Annotated in this window: 13 protein-coding genes and 2 pseudogenes; 4 read left to right on the forward strand and 11 right to left on the reverse strand. The window is 71.7% G+C overall.

Annotated features, from left to right (window positions below; genetic code table 11):
• Both MKK70_RS23000 and paoC read left to right on the forward strand, forming a co-directional pair.
• Nucleotides 1–273 (forward strand): annotated as a pseudogene (locus MKK70_RS23000) (xanthine dehydrogenase family protein subunit M); the annotation flags it as partial.
• A 4-nt stretch (nt 274–277) separates the two neighbouring features.
• Entirely contained in the window at nt 278–2,488 is a 2,211-nt protein-coding gene (gene paoC / locus MKK70_RS23005) for an aldehyde oxidoreductase molybdenum-binding subunit PaoC (protein WP_243950164.1), read from the forward strand.
• A gap of 220 nt (nt 2,489–2,708) precedes the next feature.
• Here paoC and MKK70_RS23010 read toward each other — a convergent pair whose 3' ends face one another.
• The 4 genes from MKK70_RS23010 to MKK70_RS23025 form a co-directional block, all read right to left on the reverse strand.
• Complete coding sequence (locus MKK70_RS23010; protein WP_243950166.1) at nt 2,709–4,115, reverse strand: amidase; 1,407 nt, start codon at nt 4,113–4,115, stop codon at nt 2,709–2,711.
• 123 nt (nt 4,116–4,238) lie between these two features.
• Entirely contained in the window at nt 4,239–4,922 is a 684-nt protein-coding gene (locus MKK70_RS23015; RefSeq protein WP_243950168.1) for a type 1 glutamine amidotransferase domain-containing protein, read from the reverse strand.
• A gap of 166 nt (nt 4,923–5,088) precedes the next feature.
• Nucleotides 5,089–5,322 (reverse strand): hypothetical protein, encoded by a 234-nt coding sequence (locus MKK70_RS23020; protein WP_243935130.1) that lies wholly within the window; start codon nt 5,320–5,322, stop codon nt 5,089–5,091.
• Nucleotides 5,323–5,443: 121 nt separating this feature from the next.
• Complete coding sequence (locus tag MKK70_RS23025) at nt 5,444–6,046, reverse strand: TetR/AcrR family transcriptional regulator (RefSeq protein ID WP_243935128.1); 603 nt, start codon at nt 6,044–6,046, stop codon at nt 5,444–5,446.
• A 538-nt stretch (nt 6,047–6,584) separates the two neighbouring features.
• Here MKK70_RS23025 and MKK70_RS23030 point away from each other — a divergent pair.
• Nucleotides 6,585–7,064 carry a response regulator gene (locus tag MKK70_RS23030; protein ID WP_243950170.1) on the forward strand — a complete coding sequence of 160 codons (480 nt, stop codon included), beginning with the start codon at nt 6,585–6,587 and terminating at the stop codon, nt 7,062–7,064.
• 44 nt (nt 7,065–7,108) lie between these two features.
• Here MKK70_RS23030 and MKK70_RS23035 read toward each other — a convergent pair.
• A pseudogene (locus MKK70_RS23035) lies at nt 7,109–7,192 on the reverse strand (IS5/IS1182 family transposase); the annotation flags it as partial.
• 234 nt (nt 7,193–7,426) lie between these two features.
• Here MKK70_RS23035 and MKK70_RS23040 point away from each other — a divergent pair.
• The gene (locus MKK70_RS23040; protein WP_243950172.1) at nt 7,427–8,761 is read left to right on the forward strand and encodes an MFS transporter; all 1,335 of its coding nucleotides are present in this window, start codon (nt 7,427–7,429) and stop codon (nt 8,759–8,761) included.
• A gap of 244 nt (nt 8,762–9,005) precedes the next feature.
• Here the strand turns inward: MKK70_RS23040 and MKK70_RS23045 are convergent, their stop codons facing one another.
• The 6 genes from MKK70_RS23045 to MKK70_RS23070 all read right to left on the reverse strand — a co-directional run.
• Nucleotides 9,006–10,379 carry an LLM class flavin-dependent oxidoreductase gene (locus MKK70_RS23045; protein ID WP_243950173.1) on the reverse strand — a complete coding sequence of 458 codons (1,374 nt, stop codon included), beginning with the start codon at nt 10,377–10,379 and terminating at the stop codon, nt 9,006–9,008.
• Nucleotides 10,376–11,029 (reverse strand): methionine ABC transporter permease, encoded by a 654-nt coding sequence (locus tag MKK70_RS23050; protein WP_243950175.1) that lies wholly within the window; start codon nt 11,027–11,029, stop codon nt 10,376–10,378. Before MKK70_RS23050 ends, MKK70_RS23045 begins: the two co-directional genes overlap by 4 nt.
• Nucleotides 11,010–12,143, reverse strand: a complete 1,134-nt coding sequence (locus tag MKK70_RS23055) for a methionine ABC transporter ATP-binding protein (RefSeq protein WP_409568316.1) — start codon at nt 12,141–12,143, stop codon at nt 11,010–11,012. Before MKK70_RS23055 ends, MKK70_RS23050 begins: the two co-directional genes overlap by 20 nt.
• A 2-nt stretch (nt 12,144–12,145) precedes the next feature.
• Nucleotides 12,146–12,946, reverse strand: a complete 801-nt coding sequence (locus MKK70_RS23060) for a MetQ/NlpA family ABC transporter substrate-binding protein (RefSeq protein ID WP_243950178.1) — start codon at nt 12,944–12,946, stop codon at nt 12,146–12,148.
• A gap of 109 nt (nt 12,947–13,055) precedes the next feature.
• Nucleotides 13,056–13,856 (reverse strand): MetQ/NlpA family ABC transporter substrate-binding protein, encoded by an 801-nt coding sequence (locus MKK70_RS23065; protein ID WP_243950180.1) that lies wholly within the window; start codon nt 13,854–13,856, stop codon nt 13,056–13,058.
• Nucleotides 13,857–14,030: 174 nt separating this feature from the next.
• Nucleotides 14,031–14,864, reverse strand: an 834-nt coding sequence (locus MKK70_RS23070) for an NtaA/DmoA family FMN-dependent monooxygenase (protein WP_243950182.1), incomplete at its 5' end; no start/stop codon positions are given.

A 14,864-nucleotide genomic window follows, 5' to 3' on the forward strand; every position in this document is an offset into this window, starting at 1 on the left:
CTCTACCGCAAGGTCCGCGACCGGGCGTCGTACGCCTACGCGCTGGTCTCGGTGGCGGCGATCCTGGGCAGGGACGGGTCCGGCCGCCGACGCTTGGGCGGCGTGGCACCGAACGCCTGGCGGGGGGGGGCGGCCGCGGCCGACCGGCCGCGGGGCGCCAAGGCGGTGACCGAGCAGGTCCTGGCCGGCGCCGCGACAACCCACGCGAACGCCGACAAGCTGACGCTCGCCGAGCGGACCCTGTCCGCGGCGCTCAACCGAGCGAGGGCCTAAAGCCATGAAGTTCGATCAGCCCGCCGGCCAAAACCCGATCGACCAGCTCAAGGTCGTCGGAAAGCCGACCGACCGGGTCGAAGGACCGCTCAAGGTCACGGGGACCGCGCCCTACGCCTACGAATGGCACGATCCGCACGCGAACCTCGCCTACGGCTTCATCGTCGGCGCCGGCATCGCCAAGGGCCGGATCGCGACCCTCGACGTGGCGCGCGCGAAGGCCGCCTCGGGCGTCGTCGCCGTCGTCACCCACGAGAATGCCGGGCCGCTCGGCCAGGGCGAGTTCTACGTCCACCGCTTCCTCGCCGCGCTCGTCGTCGACCACTACCACCAGGCCGTCGCGGTCGTCGTCGCCGAGACCTTCGAGCAGGCGCGGGCCGCCGCGGCCCTGGTCCGGGTCACGTATGTCGAGGAGCCGGGCGCCTTCGACCTCGCCGCGCAGGAGGCGACCGCGCCCGTGGCCGAGCAGGGCCCGCTCGGCGGCAAGCCCGAGACCCGCGTCGGCGACTTCGAGGCCGCGTTCGCGCGGGCACCGGTCCAGCTCGACGCGCGCTACACCACCCCCGACCAAGCCCACGCGATGATGGAGCCGCATGCCACCATCGCCGCCTGGGACGGCGACCGGCTCACCTGCCACACTTCGATCCAGCAGATGAACTGGGGCGTGCGCGACCTCGCCAGGACGCTCGGCATCCCCCGGGACAGGATCCGCCTCGTCTCGCCGTATGTCGGCGGCGGGTTCGGGGGGAAGGGCACCGTCCAGTCCGACCTCGCGCTCGCGGCGGTGGCGGCGCGGGTGGCCGGCCGGCCGGTCAAGCTCGCGCTGCAGCGTGCGATGATGTTCAACACCACCATCCACCGCCCCGCCACGATCCAGCGCATCTGGATCGGCGCGACCCGGGACGGGCGGATCACCGCGATCGGCCACGACAACCTCAACGGCAACCTCGCCGGCGGCCGGACCGAGCCGTCGACGGCGGCGACGCGCGCCTTCTACGCCGGCGCCGACCGGATGACCCGCCAGCGCCTGGCGGTGCTCGACCTCGCCGAGGGCAACGCGATGCGGGCGCCCGGCGAGGCCCCGGGCCTGATGGCCCTCGAGATCGCCATGGACGAGATGGCCGAGAAGCTCGGGATGGACCCGGTCGCGTTCCGGGCGCTCAACGACACCCAGGTCGACCCCGAGCACCCGGAGATCCCGTTCTCGACCCGGCCCTTCGTCGCGTGCCTGCGCCTCGGTGCCGAGCGCTTCGGATGGGAGCGCCGCCAGGCGCAGCCGGCCGGCTTGCGCGACGGGCGCTGGCGCGTCGGGTTCGGCATGGCCGGGGCGATCCGCGCGGCGAAGATCGCCCGGTCCGCCGCCCGCGTGCGCCTCGACGCACGCGGCGTCGTCACGGTCGAGGTCGACATGACCGACATCGGCACCGGCAGCTACACCATCGTCGCGCAGACCGCCGCCGAGATGATGGGCGTCACGCCGGATCGCGTCGTCGCCCGCCTCGGCGATTCCGATTTCCCGGAGACGCCCGGCTCCGGCGGCCAGCAGGGGGCCCCTTCCGTCACCGCGGGCGTCTACGCGGCCTGCGTCAAGCTTCGCGAGGCGGTGGCCCAGCGGCTCGGGTTCAACTCGGCCGACGTCGCCTTCGCCGACGGCGAGGTCCGCTCCGGCAACCGCGCCGTGCCGCTCGGGCGGGCGGCGGAAGCCGGCGACCTCGTCGCCGAGGACACCATCGTGTTCGGCGATCTCGCCAAGCGCTTCGCGCAGCAGACCTTCGGCGCGCACTTCGCCGAGGTCGGCGTCGACGCCGACACCGGCGAGATCCGCGTCCGCCGGATGCTGGCGGTGTGCGCGGCCGGGCGCATCATCAACCCCAAGGCCGCGCGCAGCCAGATCATCGGCGGCATGACCATGGGGATCGGCGCCGCCCTGATGGAGGAGATGTCGGTCGACAAGAAGCGCGGCTTCTTCGTGAACCACGATCTCGCCGGCTACGAGGTGCCGGTGCACGCCGACGTGCCCCATCTCGAGGCGGTCTTCCTCGACGAGGTCGACCCGACCATGTCCCCGGTCAAGGCGAAGGGCGTCGGGGAGCTCGGCCATGTCGGCGTCGCCCCGGCGATCGCCAACGCGGTCTACAACGCGACCGGCGTGCGGGTGCGCGACTACCCCATCACCCTCGACAAGCTCCTCGACCGGATGCCGGACTCGGCCTGACGACGCCTCGGGATGCGGGACACGACGATCCGCGCGCCCGGTGCGCGATCGATCCGCCGGCCCGAAGCCTGGCGGCCCTTCGAGAGTCCATCCGCCAGCGGCGCTCCGGTGGCGCCCCCTCGACCGTCCATCGCGAGAACGGTGCGAAGGTCGGCCGGACGCAGGCTTTCGTGCCGGCGGCCTGGGAGCGCGGTGCGCGACCCGGGCCTGTCCCCTCTCGTCAGAGGCTCGGGTGCAGGCCGCGGACCGGGCTCACGCCCTCCAGCAGCGCGGCGGCGTGCAGGATCGTTGCCTCCGCCTGCCAGCTGCCGACCAGCTGCACGCCGATCGGCAGGCCCTCGCGGCTGGTGCCGAACCGCATCGACACCCCCGGCAGGCCGGTGACGTTCAGGGGCACGGTCGCGCCCTGCAGGTAGGTCAGGTCGACGGTCTCGCCGTCGACGACGAGGTCCCGGATGCCGTGCTTGTGCGCCGGCACGGGCAGCACGGGCGTGAGGAGCACGTCGTAATCCCGGAAATAGGCGGCGTAGCCGTCCCGCAGCCGCTCGGCCGCCTGCTCGGCCGCGACGTAGTCCGCCATCGAGGTGTCGGGCAGCGACAGCATCGTCCGCGCCATCCTGTACATCCGATCCTCGTGCCCGGCGGTCGCCTCCCGGAAGGCCGGCTTCATCTCCATGACGTGGAGCTTGTTGAACACGTCGAGGGCGAAGTCGCGTTCCAGGGCCGGGATGCGGACCTCCTGCACCGGGTGTCCCTCGCCCGCGAGCGCGTCCGCCGCCGCCCGGACGGTGGCCGCGACCTCCGTGTCGATCGGCCCGAAGCCCGGCCCGACCATCCAGCCGACGCGGAGCTTGCGGCCCGGTGCGATGCCGGCTCCGGCGTCGAACGGGCCGCCGTGCGAGGCGAAGCCGTCGAGGCCGTCGGGACCGGCCAGCTGCGCGAAGGCGAGCGCGAGGTCGCGGATCGAGCGCGCCATCGGGCCGACGTGCCAGAACCGGCGCGGCGCCCGCGGCCAGATGCCGGTCATCGGCACGCGCCCGTGCGTCGGCTTCAGCGCGACGATGCCGGTCTGCGCGGCCGGGCCGCGCACCGAGATGGCGAGGTCGGTGCCGAGGCCCAAGGGCGACAGGCCCACCGCGATCGCCGCCGACTCGCCGCCGCTCGATCCGCCGGGCGTGCGGTTGAGGTCCCACGGGTTGTTCGAGCGGCCCGAGAGCAGGTTGTCGCTCTCGATCCAGTAGGAGAACTCCGGAAGGTTGGTCTTGGCGAGCAGGATGCCGCCGGCGCTCTTCATGCGGGCGACGCTGGTGGCATCGGCGTCCGGCCGGCGGCCCGCGAAGATCGGCGAGCCGCGCTGGGTGAGGACGCCTGCCGTGTCGATCGAATCCTTCACGGTGAAGGGCACGCCGTGCAGCGGCCCGAGCTCCTTGTCGGCCATGACCGCCGCCTCGGCTTCCCGCGCGGCGGCGAGCGCGCCCTCCGCGAGGGTGACGATGGCGTTGACCTTGGGGTCGACCGCCGCGATGCGGTCGAGATGGGCCTGCACGACCTCGACCGGCGAGACCTGGCGGGTGCGGATCAGCGCGGCGAGGCCGGTCGCGTCCGAGAAGACGATGTCGGTGGTCATGATCTGAGAGCCTTCGCGATCGCCGATGCGGGCATGGTGCCTCGGCCGGGTCATGGGGAGGGCCGTGCGGTGCGCCGGCCGTGCGATGGTCAGGGGCGGGCGCCGCGGGGGACGCCCGACCCGTCAGCGGTTCGCGAGGCGTGCGACGAGCGTTTCGGCGGCAGGACCCGAGGAGGCGGGGTTCTGGCCGGTGACGAGCAGGCCGTCGGTGACGACGAAGGGGGCCCAGTCGGCACCCTTGGCGTAGAGGCCGCCGTTGCGGGCGAGCTCGTCCTCGACCAGGAACGGAACCACCCGGGTGAGGCCGACCGCCTCCTCCTCGGTGTTCGCGAAGCCGGTGACGTTGCGGCCCGCGACCAGGGGCGTCCCGTCGCCGGCCTTGGCATGGCGCAGCACGCCGGGGGCATGGCAGACCAGGGCCACGGGCTTGCCGGCCGCCAGCGTGATCTCGATCAGCCGGATCGAGGCCGGGTCCTCGGCGAGGTCCCAGAGGGGGCCGTGCCCGCCGGGATAGAACACGGCATCGAAGCCGTCGTGGCCGACGCCGACGAGCCGGCCGGTATCGGCCAGCACCGCCATCGCCGCCGCGTCCGCTTCGAAGCGGCGCGTCGTGTCGGTCTGGAAGCTCGGCTCGGCGCTCTTCGGATCGAGCGGCGGCCGGCCGCCCTTGGGCGACACCAGCACCACCTCCGCGCCCGCATCCTTGAACACGTAGTAGGGGGCGGCAAGCTCCTCCAGCCAGAAGCCGGTCTTGCGGCCGGTGTCGCCGAGCTGGTCGTGGGAGGTCAGGACCATCAGGATCTTCATGTCGTTCTCCGGATCGTTGGCTTGGGTGAGGGGAGGTTGGGTGAGGGGAGGTTGGGCGAGGGGAGGTTGGGCGAGTGAAGGTGGGGTGCGAGGACGTCCTCGAGGGGGGGACTCCCCGCGCGGGGGCCGGCATGGGGCGGGCCGGCGCTACCGCGTCTTGGCGGTGCTACCGCGCCTTGGCGGCGCGTTCCGCGGCCGGGTCGCGGGCCGGGGCCGCCTGCGCGGGGCGGAGTTCCGCATTCGTGCCGCGGACCTCCTCGAACCGGGCCATGCGGACGGCGCCGATGGTCTCCAGGGTGATCCGCTCCTGCGCCGTCGCGTCCGTGGTGGCGCCCGGGAGGGCCGTCAGGCCGGCGGCTGCGAGGAGGGCGGCGGCCAGCGTCTTGGTGTGGTGAGGCATCGGTTTTCTCCTTCCGGTTCGCGTTCCCCCCGCCGGCCCAGGGGAATGATGAGGATCTGAGTAGACCAGTCGTCTCGATTTTGCGCAGCCATGCGTGCCGTTGCCGGGGCCGAAGGGATGATCAGTGCGATGCGAGGCCGAGGATGCGCCGCGTCGTGCCCAGGGCGGCCTCGAACGGGGCGTCGGTCCGCACGATCTTCGCCATCAGGCTGGCGCCGAGCCAGACGTGATACAGGTCCTCGGCGGTCGTGTGCGGCTCGCTCGCGATCGTGAGCGAGCCCTCCGCCACGCCGGCCGCGATCGCTCGCGACAGGCGTTCGATGATCCCGGCGGTGCCTGCCTTCAGGGCGAGGCGCATGGCCTCGGAAAGGTCCGAGACCTCCGCCGCGAGCTTCACCGCCAGGCACCTGCGCCGGTCGTCGATGCCCCCTTGCGTCGCCTGCCACTTCCGCCAGTAGGTCATCAGGCGGTCGGCCTGGCTCAGGCTCGGCTCGGCCAGCATCGCGTCGAGCTCGGCGAGGTAGGTGTCGAAGTAGTCCTCCAGAAGCGCCTCGCCGAACGCCTCCTTCGAGCCGAAGTAGTGGTAGAACGATCCCTTCGGCACGCCGGCCGAAGCGAGGATCTCGTTGAGCCCGACCCCGGAGAACCCCTTGGCGCCCACGAGGCCGTAGGCGGTGTCGAGGATGCCCTGGCGGGTGTCGGTCTGTGCGGTGACGCGTGCCATGACCGGGAGATAGCTCGGATTAGACCGGTCGTCTAGTATGGCCGAAAAGATTTTTCCCGGCAGGGGACGCGGCGGGCGAGACGAAGTTCGGGGCGAGCGTTCGAGGCGGGGGCCGGAAGCGTTCCGGCATCGGCTGGAGCAGGCCCGTTCGCTCCGCCGCCAAGCGAAGGTGGCCGCGCTGACCCTTCGGCAGAAGGCGGAGCGGGCTCGCAGGCACGCCGTCTCCCCTCCGAAACCGCGACCGCGGCGTACGGACCGGTCGTTGCCTGACGTCGGAACCGCCGCGCCCGCCGACGCTCCATCCCCGTCCCGACCGCCCGCATCCGAGCAGGGTTCGGCCGGCCGGATATTGCCTTCCGCCATGCGCGATCGGACTTGGCGCGCCGAGGATTCCGATCGCACCCGGATTAGGAGGTTTTCGTCGGGTGCGGTATCAGAGTTCGCGGCTTCGAACTCTTCGGAGCGGCCATCGCCATGCCGGAGTGCTCCGCAGCTCCTCGTCTTGACGACCTTGAGACGGACATCAGGAGCGTATTCGATGATCGGTGACGGCAGGCCTCTCGCCATCCTCATCGCGGAGGCGGACCAGCTCGTCCGCATGGTCACCGCCGACATGCTGACCGATCTCGGCTACCGGGCCATCGAGGTCGGCACCGCCGCCGAGGCGCTGGCGGTGCTCCAGGGACCGGACACCGTCCGCATGCTGATCACGGGGCGCAGCATCGTCGGCGACGGCGTCGCCCTCGTCCACCACCGCTGGCCCGGCGTCGGCATCATCGTCACCTCGGGCGCGGGCGCGGATCTTCGCAGCGCGCTGCCGCCGGGGACGCGCCTGCTCAGCAAGCCGTACAAGTTCGCCGACCTCATCCAGGAGGTCGAAGCCGGCCTGGGGCAGGTGCGGGACGAGCCCGCGACCGCGCCCGTGCTGCCGAGCGGCGTGCCGCCCCACCGGGGATTGGAGATGGGCAACGGCGTGGGCGCCCTCGCCGCCCCCTCGACCGAGCCGGACAAGTCCTAGCCGCCGCCCGCGGGATGCCCGGTCCGGATCGCCCGCCGCAGCGAAATTTCCCACGGCAGCCCCGTGCGCGGCCCGAACAGGATGCCCGTGAGGGCAGCCCGGTGCTCGATCGGACGACGCCCGCCCTGCAGCCAACGGAACGCGCCGTTCGCCGCGGGAACGCCGGCATAGGCGGCCGTCTGGATGCCAGGGTGGCGCACCGTGCTCACCGGCTTCGTGCGACGCGACATCGATCATCGTCGGGTCGCCGATGCGGTCGATGGCCTGATGCTGCGCGGCGACCCCGGCTTGCGCGGCGGCGGCGGTCGTGACCTGATGACCAGCCGGGTGATGCGTGCTCGGCCCCTGGTCGCGGAGCGGACATGCAGGCGTCACCCACTCCCTCCGCGGGCGTCGCCGATCAGTCGCGCCGCGCCGCGGTCGCCGCCTTCATCGGCACGACCATCGAGTGGTACGACTTCTTCATCTACGGCGTCGCCGCTGCGCTGGTGTTCGGCCCGCTGTTCTTCGCGGGCGAGACCCCGTTCCTCGGCACGCTGTCCGCGTTCGGCGCCTTCGCGGTCGGCTTCCTGGCGCGGCCGGCCGGCGGCCTCATCTTCGGCCACCTCGGCGACCGCTTCGGGCGCAAGCGCGCACTCATCGCCACGCTCGTCATGATGGGGCTGGCCACCAGCGCGATCGGGCTGCTGCCGACCTACGCCTCGGCCGGCATCTGGGCTCCGGTTGCCCTGGTGCTGCTGCGCCTCTTCCAGGGCATCGCGGTCGGCGGCGAGTGGGGCGGCGCCGTGCTGCTCGCCGCCGAGCACGCCCCCCGCGGTCGCAGCACGTACTTCGCCTCCTTCGCCCAGCTCGGCAGCCCGGCCGGGCAGATCCTCTCGCTGCTGGCGTTCCGCCTGGCCGGGCTGATGGACAAGGAGGCGTTCCTCGCCTGGGGTTGGCGCCTGCCGTTCCTTGCCAGCGTCGTGCTCCTGGCGGTGGGGTTCGTCATCCGGCTCGGCGTCGCGGAATCGCCGGCGTTCCAGGCCGCGCAGGCGGCCGATCGGGAGGCGCTCGCCCGGGCGGCGCCGATCCCGGAGGTGCTGCGCACGCAGCGCGGCCCGCTGCTGATGGCGATCGCCGCCAACACCTTCGCCATCGCCTCGGTGTATCTCTACCAGGTGTTCCTGATCACCTACGCCGTGCAGTACCTGCATATCGAGCGCGCGGTGATCCTCGACGCCCTGCTGATCACCGCCGGGGTGCAGTTCGTCGTCCAGCCGGTGGCCGCGCGCGTGGCCGAGCGGCTCGGCGACGAGAGCCGCTTCCTCCAGCTCTCGCTCCTTTGGTGCATCGTCACGCCCTACCCGCTGTTCCTGTTGCTGGAGACGCGCTCGTTCGCCGCGATCACGCTGGGCCTGTGCCTGATCCAGCTCGGTATCGCGAGCTTCTACGCGGTGGTGGCCGGCTACGTCGCCGGCGCCTTCCCGACCCGGGTGCGCTACACCGCCATCTCGATCGGCTACCAGTTCAGCGGCGCGGTGGCGGGGGGCCTGACGCCGATCGTCGGCACGGTGCTGGCGGAAGCCTCGGGTGGGGCGTGGCTGCCGATCGCGCTGTTCGGCACGACGCTCGCGGGCATCTCGCTTCTCGGCATCACGCTGCTGCGGCCGCATGTCCGGGCGCTGCGTCGCTGGGGCGAGGATGAGGCGGCGGCCTGATCGCGGCTTGCCGGTCCCCGTTTCGCTTCGCCGCATCGCTCGTTCCGCAGGACCGCCACCGTGATCGTGGGCGATACGTCATGTCGTCCGGCGGCAGGCCGGCCGGCGTCGCGGGCGAGGGCGCCGGCGACCCGTGAGATCCATCGCGGGGGACTCGCCTCGATCCGGCCGGAAGGGGGCCGGCCATCCGAGCCTCGCTGTTGTCGCAGCCGGGCTCTTCGGGACGGCGGCAGGACGCCTGCGGTCAGCCTCCGAGCGCGGCGCCGCTGCGATAGGCTTGTGCGGCGTGGCGGGCGGGCAGGCGGTCGCCCTGGCCGAACAGCTTGTTTCTGAGCGAGCCCGGCGCGTAGGCGGTCTTGTACAGGCCGCGGTCCTGGAGCTCGGGGATCACGAGGTCGATGAAATCCGAGAAGCTTTCCGGGACGACGAGGCGGCTGAGGTTGAACCCGTCCACCTCGCCCTCCTCGACCCAGGATTGCAGCTCGTCGGCGATGGACGCGGCGTCGCCGGTCAGCACCGCGTAGCGGCCGCCGAGGCCCATTTCCGAGAGCAGGTCGCGCTTGGTCAGCCCGCGCTTGGCCGCCGCGGCGGTGGCCGACTGGATCGCGTTGCCCGGGGCGTAGGGGATCGGCTCGTCGAGGCCGTAGCGGGCGAAATCGATGCCGGTGGAGGCGGAGAAGTGGGCGAGCCCGGCTTCGGCGCTGGCGTAGCGCATGTACTCGGCGCGCTTGTCCTCCGCCTCGGCACGGGTGCGGCCGGGGATGGCGGCGATGCCGATGAACACCTTCACGTCCTGCGGGTCGCGCCCGGCGGCGGCGGCCTCGGCGCGGATCGCACGGACCGAATCGCGGGCCGACGCCTTGTCGCGCGCCGAGATGAACACGCACTCGGCGTGCCGTCCGGCGAAGGCCCGGCCGCGGCCGGAGGCGCCCGCCTGGTAGAGCACGGGCGTCCGCTGGGGCGAGGGTTCGCAAAGGTGGTAGCCGTCGACCGCCAGAAACTCGCCGCGATGGGAGACCGGCCGGATCAGCGCCGGATCGCTGAACACCCGCGCCTCGCGGTCCCGGCGCACCGCCGCGTCGTCCCAGCTTCCTTCCCAGAGCTTGTAGAGCACCTCGAGATACTCGTCGGCGTAATCGTAGCGCCTGTCGTGCGCCGGAAGCGCCTCGCCCCGGCCGCGATGGGCGCTCTCGAGATAGCCGGTGACGATGTTCCAGCCGACCCGCCCGCCGGTGAGATGGTCCAGCGTCGAGAGGCGCCGGGCGAAGGTGTAGGGCGCCTCCGCAAAGACGTTGAGCGTGATGCCGAAGCCGAGATGCTCCGTCACTGCGGCCATGGCCGGAACGATCAGCGTCGGGTCGTTCACCGGCAGCTGCACGGCTTCCCGCGCCGTCACGTCGATGCCGCCGCCGTAGATGTCGTAGACGCCGAGGATGTCGGCGATGAACAGCCCGTCGAACAGGCCGCGCTCCAGAAGCTTCGCCTGGTCCGTCCAGTAGCGCAGGGTGTTGTACGCGGCCGAGCGGTCGCGCGGGTGGGTCCACAGGCCGTGGTTGATGTGGCCGACGCAGTTCATGTTGAACGCGTTGAGCCGGATCTGCTTTCGGCCGTCGCTCATCGCGTCCGGAGCCTCCGCACGACGCTGTCGCCCGTGAATTGCACGAGGCAGACGAGAACGATCAGGATCGCGATCACCACCGACATCACGGTCGTGTCGAAGCGCTGGTAGCCGTAGCGGATCGCCACGTCGCCGAGCCCGCCCGCGCCGACCGCACCGGCCACGGCCGAGGCGCCGATCATCGACACGACGGTGATGGTGAAGCCGCCGACGATCCCCGGCAGGGCTTCGGGCAGCAGCACGTGGAGCAGGATGTGGCGACGGCGGCAGCCGATGGACTGGGCCGCCTCGACCAGCCCGGAATCGACCTCCCGCAGCGAGACCTCGGCGATCCGCGCGAAGAACGGCGTCGCGCTCACCGCCAGCGGCACGATGGCGGCCCAGACGCCGATCGTGGTTCCGACGACGAGCCGGGTGAACGGGATCAGCGCGACCAGCAGCACGATGAAGGGCACGGCGCGGAAGCCGTTCACGACGAGGCCGACCAAGCGGTTCGCCCGCGGCGCCGGGAAGATGCCGCCCGGCCCGGAGGTGACGAGGAACAGCGCGAGCGGGATGCCGGCGACCACCGCGATCCCCGCCGAGACCCCCACCATGAACATCGTGTCGAACGCCGCCTGCCAGAGGCGGTCAATCATCTGCGGCGACATAGCCGATCCCCTCGACGGTTTCCCCGATGGCCCTCAGCTGGGCCTCCGCCTGCATCCCCTCGGCGGCGATCAGCAGGCGGCCGACGGCATGCCCCTGGATGCGCTCGACGCCCGCCTGCAGAAGCCGCACCGATCCCCCCGTCGCCGCGACGAGGGCCGACAGGTCGGGCGCGGACCGCCCGGCATAGGTGATCCGCAGCACGGCCTGCGCGCCCGGCGCGGGATGCGACAGGAGCCGCTGCGCCAGGTCGTCCGGCACGTCGCGGGTGAGGGGCGCCAGCAGCGCCCGGGTCGCCGGGTGCTCGGGCGCGCCGAACACGCGCCAGACCGGGCCGGATTCGGCGATCCGCCCGGCTTCCAGCACGACGACGTCGGTGCAGATCTCGCGGATCACGCTCATCTCGTGGGTGATGAGGATGATGGTCAGGCCGAGCCGCCGGTTGATGTCCCGCAGCAGGCCGAGGATCGACAGGGTGGTCTCCGGGTCCAGCGCCGAGGTCGCCTCGTCGCAGAGCAGGATCTCGGGGTCGCTGACCAGGGCGCGGGCGATGCCGACGCGCTGCTTCTGCCCGCCCGAGAGGCGCGACGGATAGGTCTCGGCCTTGCCCTCCAGGCCGACGAGGCGCAGCGCCTCCGCGACCCGCCGGTCGACCTCCGCCCTGCCGATGCCGGCCACCTTGAGCGGCAGGGCCACGTTCTGCCGGACGGTCTTGGCCGACAGGAGGTTGAAGTGCTGGAAGATCATGCCGATGCGGCGGCGCAGGGCCACGAGACCGTCCGTGCGCAGGGCCTCGATGGGCTCGCCGTCGACCAGCACGCGGCCCGATGTGGGCTCCTCCAGCCGGTTGACGGTCCGGAGCAGGGTCGACTTGCCGGCACCCGAGCGGCCGATGATGCCGAAGATCGCGCCGGACGAGACGTCGAGGCTGACGTCGTCGAGGGCGCGGACCTCGCCGCCCGCGGAGCGATAGGTCTTCGCGACGTTCTCGAACCGCACCGTGCCGACGCCGCGCTGGGCCGCGTCTTCCCGGGCCACCGGGACCGCGTTTGCGCCCGTCGCCTTCGGCGCGGCCGGATCGATCGATCCGAGACTGTCCAGAGCCAAGCTCGCCATCGTCAGTTCTGCCACGCGAGCAGGTACAGCTTGTCGCTGCCGGCGAAGGATTTGTCGATCTGCTGCTTCACGGCCTCGGAGTTCTGGAAGATCTGGACGAATTTCCGGATCGTCGGATCGTCCTTGCGAGCGGCCTTCGTGACGAAGCTCACCGCGAAGAGCTTGTCCTCGATTCCGGAATAGATCAGCCCGCTCGTCGGATCGAAGGCACCGGCGGCGACGATGAAATGCGGATACCCCTGCGCGAGATCGACATCGCCGGTGATCCGCACCAGTTGCGGCCCCTCGACCTCGGTGAATTTCAGCGTCTTCGGGTTCTCGACGATGTCGTCGACGGTGCCGAGGAAGCCGACATCGTCCTTGAGCTTGATGAGGCCGGCCTTCTGCAGCAGCAGCAGGCCTCGGCCCTGGTTCACCGGATCGTTGGCGATGGCGACCTTGCCCCCCACCGGGACCTGGTCGAGGCTCTTATGCTTGAGCGAGAACAGGCCGATGTTCTGCAGGATGCCGAGCCCGACGATGTCGAACCGGTAGCCCTTCTGCTTCGCGGCGTTCTCCATGAAGGGACGATGCTGGAAGAAGTTCAGATCGATGTCGCCCCCGTCGAGGGCGACGTTGGGCGTCGTCCAGTCGCTGAACTCGATCACCTTCACGTCGATGCCCTGCGCCTTGGCCTCCTTGGCGGCCGCGGTGACGGCGTCGCTGTAGGCGCCCGGCACGGTGCCGATCTTCAAGGTCTCGGCCTGGGCCGCCATCGCGCCCATGGACAAGAGAACGACGGCGAAAGTCTTCAGGAAGCGCATCGGTCGGGGACTCCGGTCGCTCGGCTCGGCGAAGCCGGGGCAGCGGGCGGGGGTAAGGGGGCAGAGGGTCGATCGGTGGGCCGGAGCGGCCTCGCCTGAGCCGTGCCGGTCAGGACGGGCGGACGGGGACGACCGAGCCGCGGTAGCGTTTGCGGATGAAATCCGCGACCTCGGCCGAGGTCAGCAGGGTTCCGAGGCGCAACACGCGGGGATCCTTCGCCAGGCCCTCCGTCGTGACGAGGACGTTCGCGTAGGGGTTGCCCTCGGCTCGTTCGAGCGCCAGCGCATCCCGCGCAGGCTCCAGCCCCGCTTCCAGCGCGTAGTTGCCGTTGATGACCGCGAGCGCCACGTCGTCGAGGGAGCGCGGCAGTTGCGGGGGCGCGATCTCGACGAACCGGAAGCTCTTCGGGTTCTCGACGATGTCGTCCACCGTCGCGTTCACGTCCGCCTCCTTCGCCCGCAGCCGGATCAGGCCGTTGGCCTGAAGCAGCGACAGCCCGCGGTGGGTGTTCGAGACGTTGTTCGACAGGGAGACGACCCCGCCGGCCGGCAGGTCCGCGAGCGCCTTGGCCCGGCGGCTGTACAATCCCAGCGGCTCGACATGCACCGCCGCCACGACGGCGAAGCGCATCCCCATGGCGGCCTCCTCCGAGCGGAGGAAGGGGACGTGCTGGAAGAAGTTGGCGTCGGCGTCGCCGTCACGCAGCAGGGCGTTCGGGCGCAGATCGCCCGAGATCTCGATCACCTTCAACGGCAGGTCGGGGGCGAGCGTGTCGCCGACGAATTCGAGGATCTCCGCATGCGGCAGCGAGGAGGCCACGACCCGCAGGGGCGCCGACGCGGCGCGGGCCGGCCCGACGCAAAGGGCCAGGGCGCCGGACAGGAAGACGCGACGGGTCGATGCAGGCACGGCGCACGCTTTTCGATGGAATTTCGATGATGAAGACTGGTCTTGGTATCTCGAAACGAAGGTCTCGCATCAAGAGCAGCGATTGCCGAATTTCGGCCCGTTCGAAGGGGATCGTCGCCGTGTTTCGCGGCGGGAGGATAGCGATGTTCTCCCGGCCCCTTGCCGCGACGGGGCTCACGCCGAAGCGGCGGCCCCCGTCGCGGCGAAGCGGCTGGCAGGGCGCGCGAGGCCGAGATGATCCCGCAGGGTGGTCCCGGCGTAGTCGCGCCGGAACAGGCCGCGCCGCTGGAGGATCGGCACGACCGCGTCCACGAAGGTCTCCAGGCCGTCCGGAAGCACGTCCGGCATCAGGTTGAAGCCGTCCGCCGCGCCGGCCCGGAACCAGGCCTCGATGTCGTCGGCGATCGCTTCCGGCGTGCCCGCGACGATGCGGTGGCCGACGCCGCCGCCCAGGGCCCGCAGGAGCTGGCGTACCGTCAGCGCGTCTCGGCGCGCGAGCGCGACGGTGCCGAGGAACATCGTGTGGTTGGCATCCGGCGGCAGCGGCAGCGGATCGGGCAGCGGCTTGTCGAGGTCGAGGCGGGCAGGATCGATCCGCAGCGTGCCCGCGAGGCGCGCGAGGCTGTACTCCACCGGCACGAGGTCCCAGAGCACGTCCTGGCGCCGCCGCGCCTCGGCTTCGGTGGAGCCGATCACGGTGGCGAGGCCCGGCAGGACGACCAGCGCGTCGGCCCCCCGTCCGTAGCGCGCCGCCCGCGCGCGCAGGTCGCGGGCGTAGGCGGCGCCGTCCTCGATCGTCTGGGCCAGGGAGAACACCGCGTCGGCGGTGGCGGCGGCGAGCTCGCGCCCATCCTCCGAACCGCCGGCCTGGAAGGTCACCGGGCGTCCCTGCGGGCTGCGCGGCACCGTGAGCGGCCCGGCGACCGAATAGTGCGTGCCGCAATGATTCACGGCGTGGACCTTGGCGGCGTCGACGAAGCGGCCGCTCGCCTTGTCGCCGACGAACGC

The organism is Methylobacterium sp. E-041 (assembly GCF_022829665.1).
Classification (GTDB): Bacteria; Pseudomonadota; Alphaproteobacteria; order Rhizobiales; family Beijerinckiaceae; genus Methylobacterium.